Below are 17499 nucleotides of genomic sequence, written 5' to 3' on the forward strand. Positions count from 1 at the left end.
AGAAAACTAGAGGACACCAATTCATTAAAGCAGCAATTAAAGTTGTTTTAGGAATAGGTGTCCTTTTTATATTGAAAAGGGAGATGGGGAAATGAGGGTGTTAAAGGATCAGTTACATGAATGGAAAAATCAATCCAAGCAAGGAAAGAAGAAAAACAAGAAAAAACAAAAAGAGAAATTAAGTACTCGTGAAATTCAGGATTTAATGGGGATGCATAGAACTTGTTATGAACGAAGACGAGGAGCATTAAGACAAAAGTAATTTAAAAATAAAAAGGAGTGGTCTTACATGACTAAACAATTATCTTTCTTACCAAAAATTGATAGAACAGCAACACAAGAGGAGTTAGAAGGTGTGTTGGAAAGCGTACGTATACATAGACAATTTGGGATGATGCGTAAAGAAATGAAAGTCACTCCTTCTTATGAAATACGTGAGCATGGTCCTACGCATGCAGTTGGTAAGCCGTTAGAAGATATTGCTATAGCAAATATTCAACAAAGTAAACGAGAAGAGTGGCTGGAAAGAATCTCAATTCATATTGATCAGTTTTTAAAACGATTAGGAAATGGACGTGCAGGAAGTATTCAGAGAGAGATTATTTATAAACGTTATTTAGAAGATGAGGATGTGTGTGATTACATGGTTTATAACGAAATAGGGATGTCAGAGCGTACCTATCGACGTTGGAAATCTAAAGCGTTTTATAAACTTGCTTTTGCGCTCGGATTAGAAGTTTACGAGACAGAAGAAACTGGAGGTAATGAATAATGAATTTTGTTCAGCCAATACGTGATCCAGAGCAAATACAGCAAATTAAAGAGTATTTAAAAGAAAAGAGTGAACGTAATTATATCTTGTTTGTAATGGGAATTAATACAGGACTACGTATAAGTGATATTTTGAAACTGAAGGTTGGAGATTTAAAGGGCAGTCATATTTCAATGCGTGAAATGAAGACGGGTAAGCAGAAACGTATTCAGATTACTGCAGCGTTAAGAAGAGAGTTAAAGTGGTACATTGAAGATATGGAAGAATATGAGTATTTAATTAAGAGCAGACAAGGAAAGAATCGACCAATCGGAAGAAGCATGGCATACAAAATACTTAGTACTACAGCAGCAAAGTTTGGTTTAGAAGAAATTGGGACACATACATTACGTAAGACATTTGGATATCATATGTACATGCAGACAAAGAACATAGCTTTGCTGATGGAGATATTCAATCATTCAAGTGAACGAGTAACGTTAAGATATATAGGAGTAAACCAAGATGCAATGGATAAAGCAATGACTAGGTTTAAAATCTAATCATTGCTTTTTTTGTTCAAGGATAGCAACACATGCTTATCGACTTAAGAACAGAAACTTATGCTTGAACATAAAATCAAATTTAGATGTGCAAAGCTATTTCAAGTGAATAGAATCGCCTCTTTAAGAATACATAAAAAATATATATACAAGCGTAGTCTAATCACTACATCGTTGGTGAAATTAGAATTCTATAAATTTTGGAGGAAGAGATATGCAAAAAAAGGTTCTTCTGTTTACAGATTTAGGGATTGATGATGCCTTTGCTATACTGTATACCTTTTTTCGTAAAGACATTCAACTTGTAGGAATCGTAGCCGATTATGGAAATGTATCAAGAGAAAATGTAATAAGAAATATTAACTATTTGAAGTACATTGCGGGAAGAGAAGAAATACCTGTATTCCTTGGTGCTTCTGTACCGTTGACAGGTATATTGATTCAGTATTTCCCTGAGGTACATGGAAAAGTTGGATTAGGACCTATTATTCCACCTGAAATTTCATATCCAGTTTATCCTTTAAATGATATTTATCAAATTATAGAATCAAATTTAGAAGATCTTACAATTATCAATTTAGGAAGACTTTCTTCACTAGCTACGACTTTTGTATTGAATTTACAAACAATGCGAAATGTAAGAGAATGCATTTGCATGGGGGGAGCTTTTTTCTATCCAGGTAACGTAACTGCTGTGGCTGAAGCTAATTTTTACGCAGACCCTTATGCAGCAAACTTAATTCTGCAACATGCAAAGAACTTGACAATTATTCCTTTAAATGTGACCCAGCATGCGATTGTTACACCCGAAATGGTCCAGCAAATCGATGCATTTCATCGGAATACACAAGATCTTGCAGGGCTTATCATTAAACCTATGTTAGATTATTATTATAATTTTTACTCCAAGTCTAATCCAGGTATAAGTGGAAGTCCTATGCATGATTTTGTAACAGTGTGGTATTTGCTAAATAGAGAGGCTGTTAGCCTTACGAGAGTACCTATTAAAGTAATTCCTGATCAAGGGGAAGGTTTTGGACAAAGCATTGCAGACTTTCGTTTTGTTACTAATCCAGGCTATAAAATGCATAATGTAGCTTTTCAGTTTGATTATGAAAGGTTCAGGAAGGATATTATGGAAACGTTCTTAAAGAAGAGAATGTAAAAGACTTTGTTCATTTTATTTAACGTATAGGAATTCAACTTTTTAAGTTGAAATTCTCTTAGTATACAAAATTTTTGAAATTCTGGCTGTATTTCGTCACTATCAAGCTGATAAAATAAAATCCTGCTAAAAATAAAACTTTAAATTGGTGGCCATGTTATTCTACCCCATTCTATACAGTTACTCATTTTTATTGTGTTGTGTAACTCAAAAGAGGAAGTGTTATGAAGTTATGAATATCAAAGGCTGTAGCATTTGGCATAGTTACACAAAATATAAGATATGGGTAAGTCATTAGAGCAAATTTTGTGAGGTTAATTAATAATTGGGACATCGTTAGGAGAATTTAGATTTACCAAGTGAATTATATTCTCATGACGATGACCCAACATTAATCTTATATTTAATGTGAAAAGTATAGATGCTACAAAACTTAGAATAACGATCTGAGAAATGTAATTGATATGAAATTTAGTATGGGACTGTACTTGTGCCTTAAATAGTGTAACTAATACTTATAGATTAAATTATTATTATTTTTTAAACTATGAAATCAGCAAAATGGAATACCATAGAAGGATCTGCAACGGAAAGACCAGGATTCGTAGGATTAGAAAGGCCTGATCCACCAACAACTTCAATTTCAAGTTTTCCACGTAATGGACGTTCTCCTACTAAATAATCACCTGTAGATTTAACATGAAGGATTCCGTTTACAAAAGAACTAATATCAAATTCTAATCGAGTACAACTCATTGGAGGTATAATTGTTAGACCAAGCCCTTCGAGAAAAGGTCTTTCATTCTCAGTAATTATAAAAGGGAGTGGTGTACCTTCATCTGAAATTTGTACAGGAGGGCAAAATTCGATTACCACATCAGCTTCTAGCGATTGTCTTGTTGGATTCTTAAGGATAATTACAAGCCTATTATTTGGTTGTCCAACCGCAGCATTTAATGGAACTAGAAAAGGTCCTGTAGTAATCGTATTCTTTCTAACATGACATTTTGATTTATAACTGGACATAAAATCATCTCCTATTAAAAATACTTTCTGTATATCTTATTAACATTAAACGTAAGTTGTACAGGCTGATATAGCATAAGAAGCATTGGATTATAGTAAAGTCCTTCATTATAACTTACCTGCAGTATTCATGTGGAATTTAATATTAGTGGCAGAGTCGTGACCGCTTTTTGGCAGAAAATGTGCCGGTCGTTTTGGAATCAACGTGATATATTTGTATTGTGGGAAGTGGCGGAAAACACAACTCATTAAGATTCCTTTATAATCTATATGTTGTCTAAACGGTTTCATAATGATAGCACATAAAATCCGAAACCAGCAGATGGTAATGATTGAATGATACCGTTATTAGGGAGAGCTTTTGCTCTTCTTCCAGTTACTTAATATTGTTAATGCATATCAGTAGATCATCATTAAGTGACTGGAAGAAGGATGAAACTTCACGTACCGGAATTAAAATACAAATTAATAATTTTAAAAAAAGCATCCATTCGGGTGCTTTTTATTTTGGAGGGATGAAAGATGAGTGCACTATCAGTGAAGTTAGAAGTTGATACAAAAGAAGCAAACGAAAATATTAAAGAATTAACTGCTGCAATCAATGAATGTGTAGAAACATTTGAGAAGTTGGATAAGGTTATGGGGAGGTTTACTAATAAGAACAATTCAATTGAAATAGAGGTTCCTGTTCTTATAAACGGAAAGAAAATAGCTGAAGCGATTACTAATGTAAAAAAGCCTGAATTAATTCAAAAGATTAATTATAGTGAATTGGTTAGGATGGATTCTAAAGTTGGTATTTCATTAGATGGAAAACTAATTCTTGAAACTATAGCTGAACACACAATGGATGGTTTTAAAATGACGGCAACTGATATCAAGGGAGTGAAATAAATGAAACTAACTAAACAAGAACAAGCGGTTGCAATTGGTACATTCATTTCTATGCTAGGACAAGACCTTGTGAACGAACGAATCGATAAACAGAAATTAGAAAGTGTACTTCCTATCTTTAATGAAATGCAAGATAATACAACACCAAAGCAAAAGAGAGAAGCAATGATCAGTTTGCTTGGTAAAGCGGTAGATGAATTCTTAGAAAAATAGCCATAAAAAAAGGAAAAGTAACTCGCTTTGGGGTACGAATCACTTTTCCTGATGGCAATGTTAACTTTATTATAACAACTTGTATTTATTTGGTAAATATATAATTGGAATATTCTTTCTAAAGGAGTGAGGATAGATGCAGGTCTACTGTTCTAGCTGCAATAAAGATTACGATATGCAACCACAAGTAGCACAGCTTCCTAATCATATTGAGAAGTGTTACTTCACATGTCCTCATTGTGACAAGGAACATGTAGCTGCGTATGTAAACGATAAGGTTCGTAAGCACCAAGCGGACATTGCAAAGTGTCACGATCGGATTAATAAAAAGAATCTGGCTATTGAAGATGAAATGAAACGGTTGAGGAAGAGGATGGAAGGTGCCAAGTAAACCATTCAAGCCGTGTAAGTCTTTAGGGTGCAATGAACTAACACGGGATAAGTATTGTGCTAAACATATTGAAAAGGAAAAAGAAACTGTAAGATATTACGACAAACATTTTCGAAACAAAAGCTCACGTTCATTCTATAACTCCAAACCATGGAGAGTTATGCGTGAGTTTGTTTATCGTAGAGATCATGGTTTATGTGTTCAATGTAGAATGAATGGCATTATTAAGATAGGTGATGTAGTCGATCATATCATTCCGTTGCTTGTGGACTGGCTAAGGCGGTTAGATCCAGCTAATTTACAAACACTTTGTCACGCTTGCCATAACAAGAAAACAAAAGAAGATGAGAAGAAATACCGAAAATAATTTGAAAGAAAAAATTCATAAACAGCCCCCACCCTGAAAAAATAAAGGACGGCTCTCCGTAGACCGCCGCCTAGCTTTCCGTGTAAAAAGTTCGTTTTATTCCATAAAAGGGGGTTCAGCTGAGGGAGGTGGTTCGCATAGGAAGGAAAGCGAAGCCGATTCATTTGCATTTATTAGAAGGTAATACAAATCGATTGACAAAAGATGAAATTGAACAACGATTAAAAGCTGAAAAACAGTTACAAGCAAAAAAAGACAAGGTAAAGCCACCAACGTGGTTAGATTCAGTTGCAAAGAAAGAGTTTAGGAGAATTGCTGGTGAATTACTGGAGCTAGACGTTATCACAAACATAGATGTGAATGCATTAGCAACGTATTGTGATGCTTATTCTGACTATGTTGAATGCACCAAAATTATCCGAGAAGAAGGACTTCTTGTTGAATATACCAATAAGGCAGCTGAAACCAATAAAGTTCCACATCCACTACTTACAAAGAAGAAGCAGTTGCATGAACAAATGAAGGCTTTGGCTGTTGAGTTTGGTCTTACACCAAGTGCAAGAGCGAAAATTGTCATTCCAAATAGTAAACAAGGTCCGAAAACAAATGTAGAGAAGGAGTTTGACGTATAACATGATCAGACAATGGATGTTGGACTACTGTGATGATGTATTAAATGGTGAAGTTGTGGCTTGTCAGAAGCATAAACAAGCTTGTAAACGATTTTTAAAAGATATTGAACGTGAAGGTTCTGAAGATTTTCCATATGTTTTTAAGGAAGAAAAAGCACTTCGTTTCTTAAAGTGGATGTCTCTTTTTAAACATACAAAAGGAAAATTAGCAGGTCAGAGAATTGAACCACATTCCATACAAATTTTCGTATCTAGCAATATTTACGGATGGGTTCATCGTAATACAGGATTAAGGCGATTTAAAAAGGCGTATTGGCAAGTTGGACGTAAAAACGCAAAGTCTCAATCTTTAGCGTGTGTAGGTTCTTATGAAGCAATGGCATTTGGCGAAAATATGTCAGAAGTCTACATTGGTGCTACGAAAACAGAACAAAGTAAAATTGTCTGGAATGAAATTAAAGCACAAATGAATGGATGTGAGGATTTAAAAGGAAAGTTCAATATTGCGTATGGAAAAATTGAACACCTTAAAACGGATTCTTTTATTTCAGCACTATCAAAAGACGCTGGGAAATCTGGTGATGGGCTGAATGTTCAGTGCGGAATTATTGATGAGTATCATGCGCATCCTACTTCTGAAATTTATGATGTTCTGGTGTCAGGTTCGGGTGCTCGTCCGAATCCACTCATGATGATTATAACAACAGCTGGTTTCAATTTGAGTCATCCTTGCTATCGTGTAGAGTATCAATATGTTTCTAAGATTTTGGACTCTAATATTGATATTGAAAACGAAGAATACTTTGTCATGGTTAATGAGTTAGATAAAGATGATGAGATTACGAATTCAGAAGTGTGGGAGAAAGCAAATCCAATCCTATGTAGTTATGAAGAAGGGCGTTCTTTTTTAAAAGGAGAACTTCAATCAGCTCTTGATGTACCTGAGAAAATGCGTAATTATCTCACGAAAAACATGAATAGATGGGTGGATATGAAAGAAAATGGCTACATGGATATGCAAAAATGGAAAGATTGCAAGGAAACGGTGGAATTATCCGAATTAAAAGGGTTGGAATGCACAGTAGGTGTCGATTTATCAGCAAAAATTGACTTAACAAGTATTTCATTTGAGTTTAAAAAGGATGATAAGTATATCGTAATTAGTCATAGCTTTATGCCAGAAGATACGTTAGCTGAAAAGAGACAAACGGATAAAGTCCCTTATGATCTGTGGGTACAACAAAAATGGATCACAACAACACCTGGTGCAGTAGTTGATTATGAATATATTAAAGCACATATTAGAAATATGGAAAAAGATCATAAATTTAAAATTAAAGAAATATGTGCTGATCCATGGAATGCAACGCAATTTATGCAAGACATGGAGGCGGAAGGGTATACCATGATAGAAATACGCCAAGGTATGGCAACTTTATCAGGTCCTACAAAGGATTTTCGTGAACAAGTGTATCAAAAGAAGGTCATCCATAACAACAACCCTGTACTGAACTGGGCAACTAGTAATGCTATAACAAAACAGGATGCTAACGAAAATATCATGTTGGACAAGTCGAAAACAACAGAAAGAATTGATCCGATAGCGGCTGTAATTAACTCGCATGTTCGATGCATGCTTAATTCTGGTGAGATGGACTTAAACTCTTATATTTTAAGTCAAGATTTCTCATTCTAGGAGGAATCACATGCGATTCTTATTATTTTTTATAAGTATTTTAGAAGATATTCTATTGATTTCGGGGTTGTCCATTATTGTAGGGACGACTTTTTTTGTTAATCCGATTTATGGATGGTATCTATTAGGGATTATTCTCACAATGCTGGGGGTGGTAATGATAAGAAGATAGAAAGGAGGTGAAACTTTTGATTTTTCGGCATTTATTTAGAAATCAGGATACGACAGATTTAAAAAATCCTTCTCCTTGGTTTAAAAGTTTATTTGGATATCAAGCAGCAAGCGGTGAAAAGGTAACAGTTGAGTCCTCTTTAGGTGTCCCGACAGTTTATCGCTGTATTAATATCCTTGCAAACAGTGTTGCAATGCTTCCTTTTCAAGTTTTTAGAAAGACATCAAAAGGAAGAGAACGAGATAAGATGCATCAAGTGTCATTTGTTTTGGAAAGAAGACCGAACCCTTATCAAAGCCCATTTAAATTCAAGCATTTAATCGAAACGCACCGAAACACATGGGGAAATGCTTACATCAATATTCATTGGGGTGCGGATGGTAGACCGAAAGAATTATGGGCACTAAATCCGGCTGTAACAACTCCAATCGTGGACCTGAAGACAAATAAATTATGGTATTTTACGAGTTTACCAGATGGTACACCTATTAAAATAACTGATGATGACATTATTCATCTTACTACGTTGTCTACTGATGGACTGAAGGGTAAACCACCGATTCAGATCGCAAGAGAGTCTATAGGTAGTTCACAAGCGGCACAAAAATTTAAAGGTAAATTCTTTACAAATGGTGCAGCACATAGTGGGATATTGAAAACTCAACAAGCCCTTGGAAAAGAAGCAAAAGATGTACTTCGTGATGCTTGGGAAGAAGCAAATACAGGTTTGAATAATGCTCAAAGGATAGCAATTTTGGATGCTGGTTTAGAATTTGAGAAAGTCGGGATGCCATTAAAGGATGCTCAATTTATTGAAGGTATGAAGTTCGATAAGGCTGAGATTGCAAACATTTTTAATATTCCATTACACATGATTAATGAGTTAGATCGAGCTACATTCTCAAACATTGAGCAACAGGCATTGGATTTTATCCAAAATACATTGAGTCCAATTCTTATCCAGTATGAAGAAGAATTTTCTTATAAAACATTTTCATTTAATGAACAAAAGCGTTATTATTTGAAATTTAATCTAACAAGTTTACTTCGCGCCGATTCTAAATCTAGAGCGGAATTTTACAAGATTATGTTAGATGCTGGTGCTTTCTCAATTAATAAAGTATTAGAGCTTGAAGATATAGATGGAATTGGAGAATATGGTGATAAACATCGTGTCGATCTAAATCATGTATCCATTGAGATTGCGGATGAATATCAATTAGCAAAAGCTAGTGGAGGTTTGTCGCTGAAAGGAGGTGAGGACAATTAAAGACGTATTCACTATTAAAAATCAAACAGAATCGTCAGCAGACCTATTTATCTATGGTGACATCATAAATAATACAGGTTGGAAATGGGATGATTCTGACATTATGCCTGATGATGTGAAAAATATTTTGGGGCAATTGGATGATAAAAGTAACCTTAATATCTATGTAAATAGTGGCGGTGGCTCTGTATTTGCTGGTCTAGCCATTTATAACATGTTAAAGCGGAATAAGGCTCAAAAAACTGTTTATGTTGATGGTGTTGCAGCTTCTATCGCTTCCATAATCGCCTTGGCTGGTGATCGTGTTGTTGTCCCTTCTAATGCTTTCTTAATGATTCATAAGCCTTGGACATATGCAGCTGGAAATGCAATTGATTTCCGAAAAGCAGCAGAAGACTTGGATAACATCGAGTCTGGGATTATGAATGTATATAAGGAAAACTTAAAAGAAGGCATTGAAATTGAAGAAATTCAACAATTAGTAGATGCTGAGACCTGGTTAAGTGGTGAAGAAGCTGAAAAATATTTCAATATTGAAGTTGTGGAAGCAAAAGAAGTCGCAGCTTGTGGTAGTGATTACTTTGATAAATATCAGAAAACACCTAGTAAAGTAGTAGCAAAATCGCCTTCCCTTCCTAAGAATGACCTTAATGAACAATTAAAAATACAAAACGCACTAGACCTGTTAGAACTATAGGTCTATTTTTCGTGCCAAAACAAGGAGGAAATAATGAATGGATAAACATGAACAAGAATTACGTCAAAGAGTAGCTGATTTAAAAGCGAAAGCTGAGGAATTTAATAACAGCGGTAAATATGAAGATGCAAAGGCGACAATCGAGGAAGCGAAAAACGCGAAAAACGAACTAGATAACTATCTAGCAATGAAACAAATTCAAGTTCCTGAACCTGTAAACTCACAAACAGGAGCGTTACCTCCAGCATCAATCCAAAATGAAGATACATCGTATAAAGAAGTATTTATGAAAGCAATACGTGGTCAAAGTTTAAGCCATGAAGAAGCAAGCGTTATGCAGGAATACAAAGCAGCACTATCTGAGAATACAGGAAAAGATGGCGGTTATATTGTTCCAGAAGATATTACTACAACTATTAACCAATTAAAACAGACGGTTGATAATTTAGAACAATATGTAAATGTACAACCTGTTTCAACAAACAAGGGGGCCCGTACATTAGAAAAGCGTGCGGCATCTACACCTTTTGCGCCATTATCTGAGTATGGAAATCCAAATGCGATGCAAGAAATTGCTTCACCACAATTTGATCGTTTGCCGTATGTTATTGAGGATTATGCAGGATTCCTACCTGTACCAAATGATTTATTAAATGATACGGATCAAGCGCTAGAAGCTTATTTACGTCAGTGGATTGCGAAGAAATCTATTGCAACTCGTAATTATTTAATTTTACAAGAAATCAACAAATTAACAAAAGTTGATTTAAAGGATTATAAAGGCATTAAAACTGCATTAAATGTCACATTAGATCCAGCTTTCTCAGCTGTAGCAAACATTATTACAAACCAAGATGGGTTCAATTACTTAGATCAATTAGAGGATAAGGATGGTCGTCCACTTCTTCAACCAGATCCAACAAATCCAACTCGTAAGTTACTGTCAGGAAAGCCAGTTATTGTTTTATCTAATAAGACAATTGCTACAGATAAAGATGGTAAAGCACCATTTATTGTTGGGGATTTGAAAGAAGCGGTTGTGTTATGGGATAGACAGCAGTTATCCCTTGATATGACGAAAGAGGGTGGAAGTGCTTGGAGAGGCAATACAACAGAATTCCGAGCAATTGAACGTGAAGACGTGACATTGTGGGATACAGAAGCGGTTGTGTATGGACAAATTACAGTTGTACCTAAAACAGGAGCTTAATAAGGTAGGGGGTGTCCTTCTTGGTACTAACATTAGAGGAAGCAAAAAAGTATCTTCGTGTGGATGGTGATGAGGAGGACGACCTCATTACATCTTTCGTAATAGCAGCTGAAATATATATTAAAAATGCCACAAGTAAAAATGTAGATTTAAAAAGCGAGCTTGCTAAATTAGCAGCTCGTATTTTAATTGCTCATTGGCATGAAAACCGTGAAGCGGTTGGAAAAGCTGAACAATTGGCATTTAGTTTGCAATCAATATTAGTTCAGTTGCAATATTGTGGTGGTGATTCAAGTGAATCCGGGTAAATTAGATAAACGTCTTACATTTCAAGTGAAAGACGATGAAGCAAAGAGCCCAGACGGTGATCCAATAGAAAGTTATAAAGATTCTTTTACTGTATGGGGTTCTTTTATTTTTTTAAAAGGAAGAAAATACTTTGAAGCAGCCGCAGCTAATAGCGAAATCCAAGGTGAAACGGAAATCCGATATCGCGTTGATGTAAATGCTGATATGAAGATTAAGTATAAGAACGTAATGTATGACATTATTTCAGTTATTCCAACTGAAAAACACACCTTATCAATCATGTGGAAGCGTGGTGGAATGAATGGCTGATGGTGTTGAGTTTTTAGGCTTTGATCGCTTGATATCTGAATTAGAGCAAATGGGTCTACGCGGGGAAAAGATTGAAGATAAAGCTCTTGCCGCGGGTGGTGAGCCTATTCGAAAAGCTATTTCTGAAATAGCCCCAAGAAGTGATAGCCCTAAAAGAGCAACAAAAAGTGAACCATGGCGTACAGGACAACATTTGGCTGATAATATACGAGTTACAAAAGCTAAAATGGAAGGCGGCATAAAAACTATTAAAATCGGGATAGATAAAGCAGATCGCTCTCCATTCTTTTATGGGAAGTTCTTAGAATGGGGAACATCTAAAATGCCAGCTCAACCATTTATAGAACCAGGTTTTAATTCTTCAAAAGAAGCAGCAATTCGTGCTATGACAGATATTTTGAAGAATGAAATGAGGTTGAATATATGATGAATTTACGCCCCGAAATTGTGCAAGCTCTTGAAAATAATCAGGGGCTTGTTTCTTTATTAGGTGGAAAACGTGTTTATTATCGTAAAGCCAAAAATGCCGAAGAGTTTCCACGTATTACATTTTTTGAATTAGATAATAGGCCAGATGGATTTGCAGATAATGATGAAAGCGAAAGTGAAATCACATTTCAAATCGACATTTGGTCAAAGAGTAGTACAACAGTGATCCATCAAAAAGTGAATGAAATCATGAAAAGTATTGGTTTCTCACGTTATGCGGTTGCTGATTTATATGAAGATGATACACAAATTTTTCATTACGCGATGCGATTCGCGAAAGGAGTGGAGTTATAGATGGCTGGAGAAGTTATTAAAATTAGTTCGACTGTCGGTGTAGATAGTCTTGTTTATGCGAAATCGGTGAAAGACGATGCAACTGGAGTGGATTATGCAACCGTTAAGAAGTTAGAAGGTGCTGTAAAAGTTAAAACTTCTAAAAAGGTGTCTTCTGAAATTATGTGGAGTGATAATAAAAAGTCAGAAATCGCTGAGTCTGATGGTGAAGTTGAAGTTGAAATTGAGGTTCGAGGTCTTCCATTATCCACAAAAGCTGATATTGAAGGGTATCCAGAAGTTACAGACGGTGTATTAGATGAAAAACGTGAGGGCGAAAAACCGTATGTAGCAATCGGATGGCGCTTTTTGAAGGCAAATGGTAAATATCGATACGTTTGGTTGCTAAAAGGGAAGCTTTCACAAGAAGAGGAAGAAGCTGAAACTAAAAAGGATAAACCGAACTTCCAAACTACGAAACTTAAAGGTTCTTTCATTGAACGTGATTTTGATAACAGATCGAAGTTTACAGCGGATGAAGATGAACCTACATTTACAAAATCTGTTGGAGATAACTGGTTCAAAAAGGTATACGAAAAAACAGCAACATCACCAGCAGGAAAGTAGGAGGGAGCAAAAGCTCTCTCTTTTTTTATTAACTAAGGAGGAATAAACTATGAAATTAACTTTACGAATCAATAGGGAAAATAAAACTTTTAATTTACCGGAGTTCATTCCAGCTCGCCTAATCCGTCAAGCCCCTGAGCTTGCTGATATTCCAAATAATCCTGGACCAGAGGATATGGATAAAATGGTTAAATTTGTGGTAAATGTTTATGATGAACAATTCACCTTGGATCAATATTGGGATGGTGTGGATGCCCGTAAATTCTTATCAACAACTTCAGATGTAATTAATGCAATTGTCAACGAAACTGTAGATGCAGCTGGTGGTACACCTGGAACTGGAGAAGCAGAAAACCCAAACTCGTAGAGGGGGGAGGGCTGACGTTCAGTGAGTTTATGGACGAGCTCTACCTCTCTTTATTACGTCAAGGATATAAACACCATCACATCGATAACGAAATGGATATTTGGCATTATTTAAGGTTGAATCGCAAGCATCGTGATCAAAGTAATTCAAATAGTACAAATCAAAATTCAAATGAAATTGAAGTTCCAGCGGAAAACATTATCTAGCAAGGGGGTGAGACATTGGCGAATGAAATGAATAATCTAGTAGTTAGGCTTTCCCTTGATAATGTGAATTTTCGTCAAGGTATTGCGAATTCAGGACGTGCCGTAAGGACTTTACAGAATGAATTGAAATCAATCAGTACTGGTATGGGTGGTTTTGCGAACGCTAGTGAGCAAACACGAGCCAAAACGGATGCACTTAATAGATTGATTGAAGCACAAAAAGAAAAAGTTAGAGCATTACGCCAAGCCTATGATCAAAATAAGGCTAAGTTGGGTGAAAATGATGCAGCAACCCAGCGATATGCTTCACAGGTTAATAAGGCGGTCGCTGATTTAAATAGATTCGAAAATGAATTAAAACAAGTAAACCGTCAAGCTGAACAAAAAGGGATGGATAAGTTAAATAATTCTTTGAAATCCTTACAGGCTGAATTTCAGTCTATTACAACAGGCATGGGTGGTTTTTCTAATGCAACAGAGCAAACACGGGCAAAAATTGATGTTCTCACTCGTATGGTGGATAAGCAGAAAGAAAAGGTTAGGGAACTTCAACAAGCATATAATCGTGCAAAAACAGAAGAAGGCGAAGCGAGTCAATCGGCACAACATTATGCTGAACAAATTCATCGCGCTACAGCTGAACTTAATCGATTTGAAACTGGGTTACAGCAGTCAAATCGTGAATTAGAGCAGCAAGGCAATCGTTTATTGAATTTCGGTAATCGAATGGAGACATTAGGTAACCATTTGCAAAATGCAGGAATGCAAATCGGTATGGTGTTTGGTGGTATGACTTATGCGATAGGGCGTGGTTTGAAATCTGCGGTTACTGAATCAATGAATTTTGAACAACAAATGGCGAACATTAAAGCGGTATCCGGTTCTACTGGAGAAGAAATGAAAAAGCTAAGTGAATTGGCTGTTAATATGGGCGAAACAACAAAATACTCCAGTGTTCAAGCAGGGCAAGGTATTGAAGAATTAATAAAGGCAGGAGTTAGTTTAACAGATATTATAAATGGTGGTTTAGAAGGTGCTCTTAACTTAGCGACAGCAGGAGAGCTAGAATTAGGCGAGGCGGCCGAAATTGCATCCACAGCCTTAAATGCCTTTAAAGCTGATCATCTTTCAGTAGCAGATGCAGCCAACATATTATCAGGTGCAGCAAATGCATCAGCTACAGATGTACGTGAGCTAAAATATGGTTTATCGGCATCATCAGCAGTAGCAGCAGGAGCCGGGATGACATTTAAAGATACAGCTACAACTTTAGCAGTATTTGCTCAAAATGGTTTAAAAGGTTCTGATGCAGGTACATCGTTAAAAACAATGTTAATGAGGTTAAATCCCTCAACAAAAGAAGCATATAACAAAATGAAAGATTTAGGCCTTATTACTTATAATGCACAAGCTGGATTTGATTTCTTAGTTAAAAATGGTATTCAGCCAGCTTCTAGAAATGTAGGAGATATAGAAGTCGCTTTAGAGAAATATGTAATGAAAACGGAAGGTGTAACAAAATGGAATGATAAGTGTGATACCGCATTCCGTGAACTGGCTACAAGTTCAGCGTTCTTATCATCCAAATTTTATGATCAACAAGGGCATATTCAAAGCCTTGAAAATATATCTGGGACTCTCCATGAATCTATGAAAGACCTAACGGATCAGCAACGTAGTATGGCGTTAGAGACACTATTTGGTTCGGATGCCGTACGTGGTGCAACTATTCTATTTAAGGAAGGAGCCAAAGGTGTTAATGAGATGTGGGATTCCATGTCGAAAGTCACAGCAGCTGATGTCGCAGCAACTAAAATTGATACTCTACAAGGACGAATTACATTATTAGACTCGGCATTTTCCACAATGAAAAAAACAATTGGTGACGCGCTTGCCCCTGTGGTTAGTGCTTTTGTTGCTGGATTGCAGAAACTTGTGGATGGATTTAACTCATTACCAGGGCCAGTACAAAAGGCTATTGCAATTACAGGCGGAATTGTTCTCGCTTTAACGGCTATTGCAACAGTTATTGGAGTAGTTCTAGCAGCGGTTGGAATGGTTATGTCAGGGATTGGAGCATTAGCAACATCATTAGGGATTGTTGGTGGTGCTGCGGGTCTTGCTAGTGCTGCGGTTGGATTCTTAGGAAGTGCAATAGGTTTATTATTTGGTCCAGTGGGCTTAATTGCAGCCGCTCTCATTGGAACTGGAGTTGTCGCATATAAAGCATATCAAAAAGCAACAGAGGACAGTATTGCTTCCGTAGATCGTTTTGCTACGAATACAGAGGGGAAAGTAAGCTCATCCACAAAGAAAGTCCTTGGTGAGTATTTCAAGTTGTCTGATGGCATTAGACAAAAGTTAACTGAAATTAGATTGAACCATGAAGTGATAACTGAAGAACAATCACAAAAGCTAATCGGACAGTATGACAAGTTGGCTAATACAATTATAGAAAAAACAAATGCAAGACAACAAAAAGAGATTGAAGGCCTTAAAAAGTTTTTCGCTGATTCATATGTTTTAACAGCAGCAGAAGAAAATAAGCGCATCGAGCAACTTAATCAGCATTACGAACAAGAAAAATTAAAGACTCAAGAAAAAGAAAATAAAATCAAAGAAATTCTTCAAACCGCAGCTAGAGAAAACAGAGAGTTAACAACATCTGAACGCATCTCCTTGCAAGCTTTACAAGATGAAATGGACAGAGTTGCTGTTGAACACATGTCTAAAAATCAAATGGAGCAAAAAGTTATTCTTGAAAATATGCGCGTACAGGCTAGTGAGATTTCAGCGAGACAGGCAGCGGAAGTTGTAGAGAATAGTGCCAAAGCAAGAGATAAAGTTATTGAAGATGCGAAAAAGACACGCGATGAAAAAATTGCAGAGGCAATTCGTCAGCGTGATGAAAATAAAACAATTACTGCTGATGAAGCGAATGCAATCATTGCAGAGGCAAAACGTCAGTATGATAGCACAGTTTCCACGGCAAGAGATAAGCATAAGGAAATTGTGAGTGAAGCAAAATCCCAAGCTGGGGAACATGCAAATCAAGTAGATTGGGAAACTGGACAAGTAAAATCTAAGTTTGAAGTTATGAAAGATGATGTTGTTAGAAAAATGAAAGAAATGGGTTCGGATGTTTCCAATAAATATGACGAGATGAAAAATGCAGCCAGCAATAAAGTAGAAGAAATAAAAAATACAGTTTCAAGGAAATTTGAAGAAAAGAAAAAAGCTGTCGTCGATAAAATGAAGGAAATAAAGAATGATATTGAAGATAAATGGAATACAGTTGAAAAATTCTTTAGCACTATAAATCTACGTTCCATCGGTAAATCCATTATAGAAGGACTTGAAAAAGGGTTGGATGATGCGACAGGCGGTTTATATAGTAAGGCGAAAAGCATTGCTGGAGAGATTAAAAAGACAATTTCTGGAGCGTTAGAAATTAACAGTCCATCTAAAGTGATGATACCAGTCGGTAGCGCAGTTCCGGAAGGTGTTGGAGTTGGTATGGATAAAGGGAAACGATTTGTTGTGGATGCAGCAAAAAATGTAGTTGGAACGGTTAAGAAACAGATGGGGAATATGCCATCTGTTTTTGATTTTGGATTCCAAACTTCGCATTATAGTATCCCGCATAATGCATTGGGTGATTTTAATGGGTATACGCAACCGCAATCACCTTATAACAACGCACCTACAGGAAAAACTATGTTCTCGGATAGATCAGGTAGAGAACAAGAACTGAATTTAACGGTAAATATGACAAACGTTTTAGATGGAAAAGAACTAGCAAACGGAAGTTACGCATATACTACAAAGCTTCAAGATCGTGACCAAAAAAGAAGAGCGGAATTTTAAGGGTG

General features: G+C 36.2%; 22 protein-coding genes. 21 read left to right on the top strand and 1 reads right to left on the bottom strand.

The genetic code is table 11. The features are described 5' to 3' along the window. Nucleotides 1-91 precede the first annotated feature (91 nt). From BUA87_RS31190 to BUA87_RS04475, 4 genes are all read left to right on the top strand, one after another. Entirely contained in the window at nt 92-262 is a 171-nt protein-coding gene (locus BUA87_RS31190) for a hypothetical protein (RefSeq protein WP_044307560.1), read from the top strand. 27 nt (nt 263-289) lie between these two features. Next, entirely contained in the window at nt 290-772 is a 483-nt protein-coding gene (locus tag BUA87_RS04465) for an ArpU family phage packaging/lysis transcriptional regulator (protein ID WP_072938528.1), read from the top strand. After that, complete coding sequence (locus tag BUA87_RS04470; RefSeq protein WP_061113366.1) at nt 772-1314, top strand: site-specific integrase; 543 nt, start codon at nt 772-774, stop codon at nt 1312-1314. Before BUA87_RS04465 ends, BUA87_RS04470 begins: the two co-directional genes overlap by 1 nt. A gap of 214 nt (nt 1315-1528) precedes the next feature. After that, complete coding sequence (locus BUA87_RS04475; protein ID WP_072938531.1) at nt 1529-2479, top strand: nucleoside hydrolase; 951 nt, start codon at nt 1529-1531, stop codon at nt 2477-2479. Between the two features lie 540 nt (nt 2480-3019). On the opposite strand, the gene BUA87_RS04480 is transcribed toward BUA87_RS04475, so the two are convergent. Further along, complete coding sequence (locus BUA87_RS04480) at nt 3020-3505, bottom strand: hypothetical protein (protein ID WP_048567685.1); 486 nt, start codon at nt 3503-3505, stop codon at nt 3020-3022. Between the two features lie 522 nt (nt 3506-4027). Here BUA87_RS04480 and BUA87_RS30825 point away from each other — a divergent pair. From BUA87_RS30825 to BUA87_RS04560, 17 genes are all read left to right on the top strand, one after another. Then, complete coding sequence (locus BUA87_RS30825; RefSeq protein WP_142953276.1) at nt 4028-4399, top strand: hypothetical protein; 372 nt, start codon at nt 4028-4030, stop codon at nt 4397-4399. Beyond that, entirely contained in the window at nt 4400-4612 is a 213-nt protein-coding gene (locus BUA87_RS04490) for a hypothetical protein (protein WP_048567684.1), read from the top strand. Between the two features lie 136 nt (nt 4613-4748). Beyond that, nucleotides 4749-5003 carry a hypothetical protein gene (locus BUA87_RS04495; RefSeq protein ID WP_048567683.1) on the top strand — a complete coding sequence of 85 codons (255 nt, stop codon included), beginning with the start codon at nt 4749-4751 and terminating at the stop codon, nt 5001-5003. Beyond that, the gene (locus BUA87_RS04500; RefSeq protein ID WP_048567682.1) at nt 4993-5370 is read left to right on the top strand and encodes an HNH endonuclease; all 378 of its coding nucleotides are present in this window, start codon (nt 4993-4995) and stop codon (nt 5368-5370) included. The genes BUA87_RS04495 and BUA87_RS04500 overlap by 11 nt, the downstream gene beginning before the upstream one ends. 128 nt (nt 5371-5498) lie before the next feature. Beyond that, nucleotides 5499-6002 carry a phage terminase small subunit P27 family gene (locus tag BUA87_RS04505; RefSeq protein ID WP_000251640.1) on the top strand — a complete coding sequence of 168 codons (504 nt, stop codon included), beginning with the start codon at nt 5499-5501 and terminating at the stop codon, nt 6000-6002. 1 nt (nt 6003) lies between these two features. After that, nucleotides 6004-7698 carry a terminase large subunit gene (locus tag BUA87_RS04510; RefSeq protein WP_072938534.1) on the top strand — a complete coding sequence of 565 codons (1695 nt, stop codon included), beginning with the start codon at nt 6004-6006 and terminating at the stop codon, nt 7696-7698. 188 nt (nt 7699-7886) lie between these two features. Beyond that, a complete protein-coding gene (locus tag BUA87_RS04515) occupies nt 7887-9140 on the top strand; it encodes a phage portal protein (protein ID WP_072938537.1) in 1254 nt (417 codons plus the stop codon). Further along, the gene (locus tag BUA87_RS04520; RefSeq protein ID WP_072938540.1) at nt 9127-9837 is read left to right on the top strand and encodes a head maturation protease, ClpP-related; all 711 of its coding nucleotides are present in this window, start codon (nt 9127-9129) and stop codon (nt 9835-9837) included. The genes BUA87_RS04515 and BUA87_RS04520 overlap by 14 nt, the downstream gene beginning before the upstream one ends. A 37-nt stretch (nt 9838-9874) precedes the next feature. Continuing rightward, nucleotides 9875-11047, top strand: a complete 1173-nt coding sequence (locus BUA87_RS04525; RefSeq protein WP_000357562.1) for a phage major capsid protein — start codon at nt 9875-9877, stop codon at nt 11045-11047. A gap of 20 nt (nt 11048-11067) precedes the next feature. Further along, nucleotides 11068-11355: a head-tail connector protein gene (locus BUA87_RS04530; RefSeq protein WP_000244589.1), complete on the top strand. Its 288-nt coding sequence runs from the start codon at nt 11068-11070 to the stop codon at nt 11353-11355. Next, the gene (locus BUA87_RS04535; protein WP_001068025.1) at nt 11342-11665 is read left to right on the top strand and encodes a phage head closure protein; all 324 of its coding nucleotides are present in this window, start codon (nt 11342-11344) and stop codon (nt 11663-11665) included. The genes BUA87_RS04530 and BUA87_RS04535 overlap by 14 nt, the downstream gene beginning before the upstream one ends. After that, a complete protein-coding gene (locus BUA87_RS04540; RefSeq protein ID WP_060851857.1) occupies nt 11658-12092 on the top strand; it encodes an HK97-gp10 family putative phage morphogenesis protein in 435 nt (144 codons plus the stop codon). The genes BUA87_RS04535 and BUA87_RS04540 overlap by 8 nt, the downstream gene beginning before the upstream one ends. Next, nucleotides 12089-12448 carry a tail completion protein gp17 gene (locus BUA87_RS04545; RefSeq protein ID WP_000981497.1) on the top strand — a complete coding sequence of 120 codons (360 nt, stop codon included), beginning with the start codon at nt 12089-12091 and terminating at the stop codon, nt 12446-12448. The genes BUA87_RS04540 and BUA87_RS04545 overlap by 4 nt, the downstream gene beginning before the upstream one ends. Further along, on the top strand, nt 12449-13054 hold the full coding sequence (locus BUA87_RS04550) for a major tail protein (protein WP_000896776.1): 606 nt from the start codon (nt 12449-12451) through the stop codon (nt 13052-13054). It begins immediately after the preceding gene. A 49-nt stretch (nt 13055-13103) separates the two neighbouring features. Beyond that, entirely contained in the window at nt 13104-13421 is a 318-nt protein-coding gene (locus BUA87_RS04555; RefSeq protein WP_000779162.1) for a phage tail assembly chaperone G, read from the top strand. Nucleotides 13422-13450: 29 nt separating this feature from the next. Next, complete coding sequence (locus BUA87_RS31195) at nt 13451-13627, top strand: hypothetical protein (protein WP_000344056.1); 177 nt, start codon at nt 13451-13453, stop codon at nt 13625-13627. Between the two features lie 15 nt (nt 13628-13642). Continuing rightward, nucleotides 13643-17494, top strand: a complete 3852-nt coding sequence (locus tag BUA87_RS04560) for a phage tail tape measure protein (RefSeq protein WP_072938543.1) — start codon at nt 13643-13645, stop codon at nt 17492-17494. The last annotated feature ends 5 nt before the right edge of the window (nt 17495-17499 follow it).

Source organism: Bacillus sp. bc15 (genome assembly GCF_900142585.1).
Classification (GTDB): Bacteria; Bacillota; Bacilli; order Bacillales; family Bacillaceae_G; genus Bacillus_A; species Bacillus_A cereus.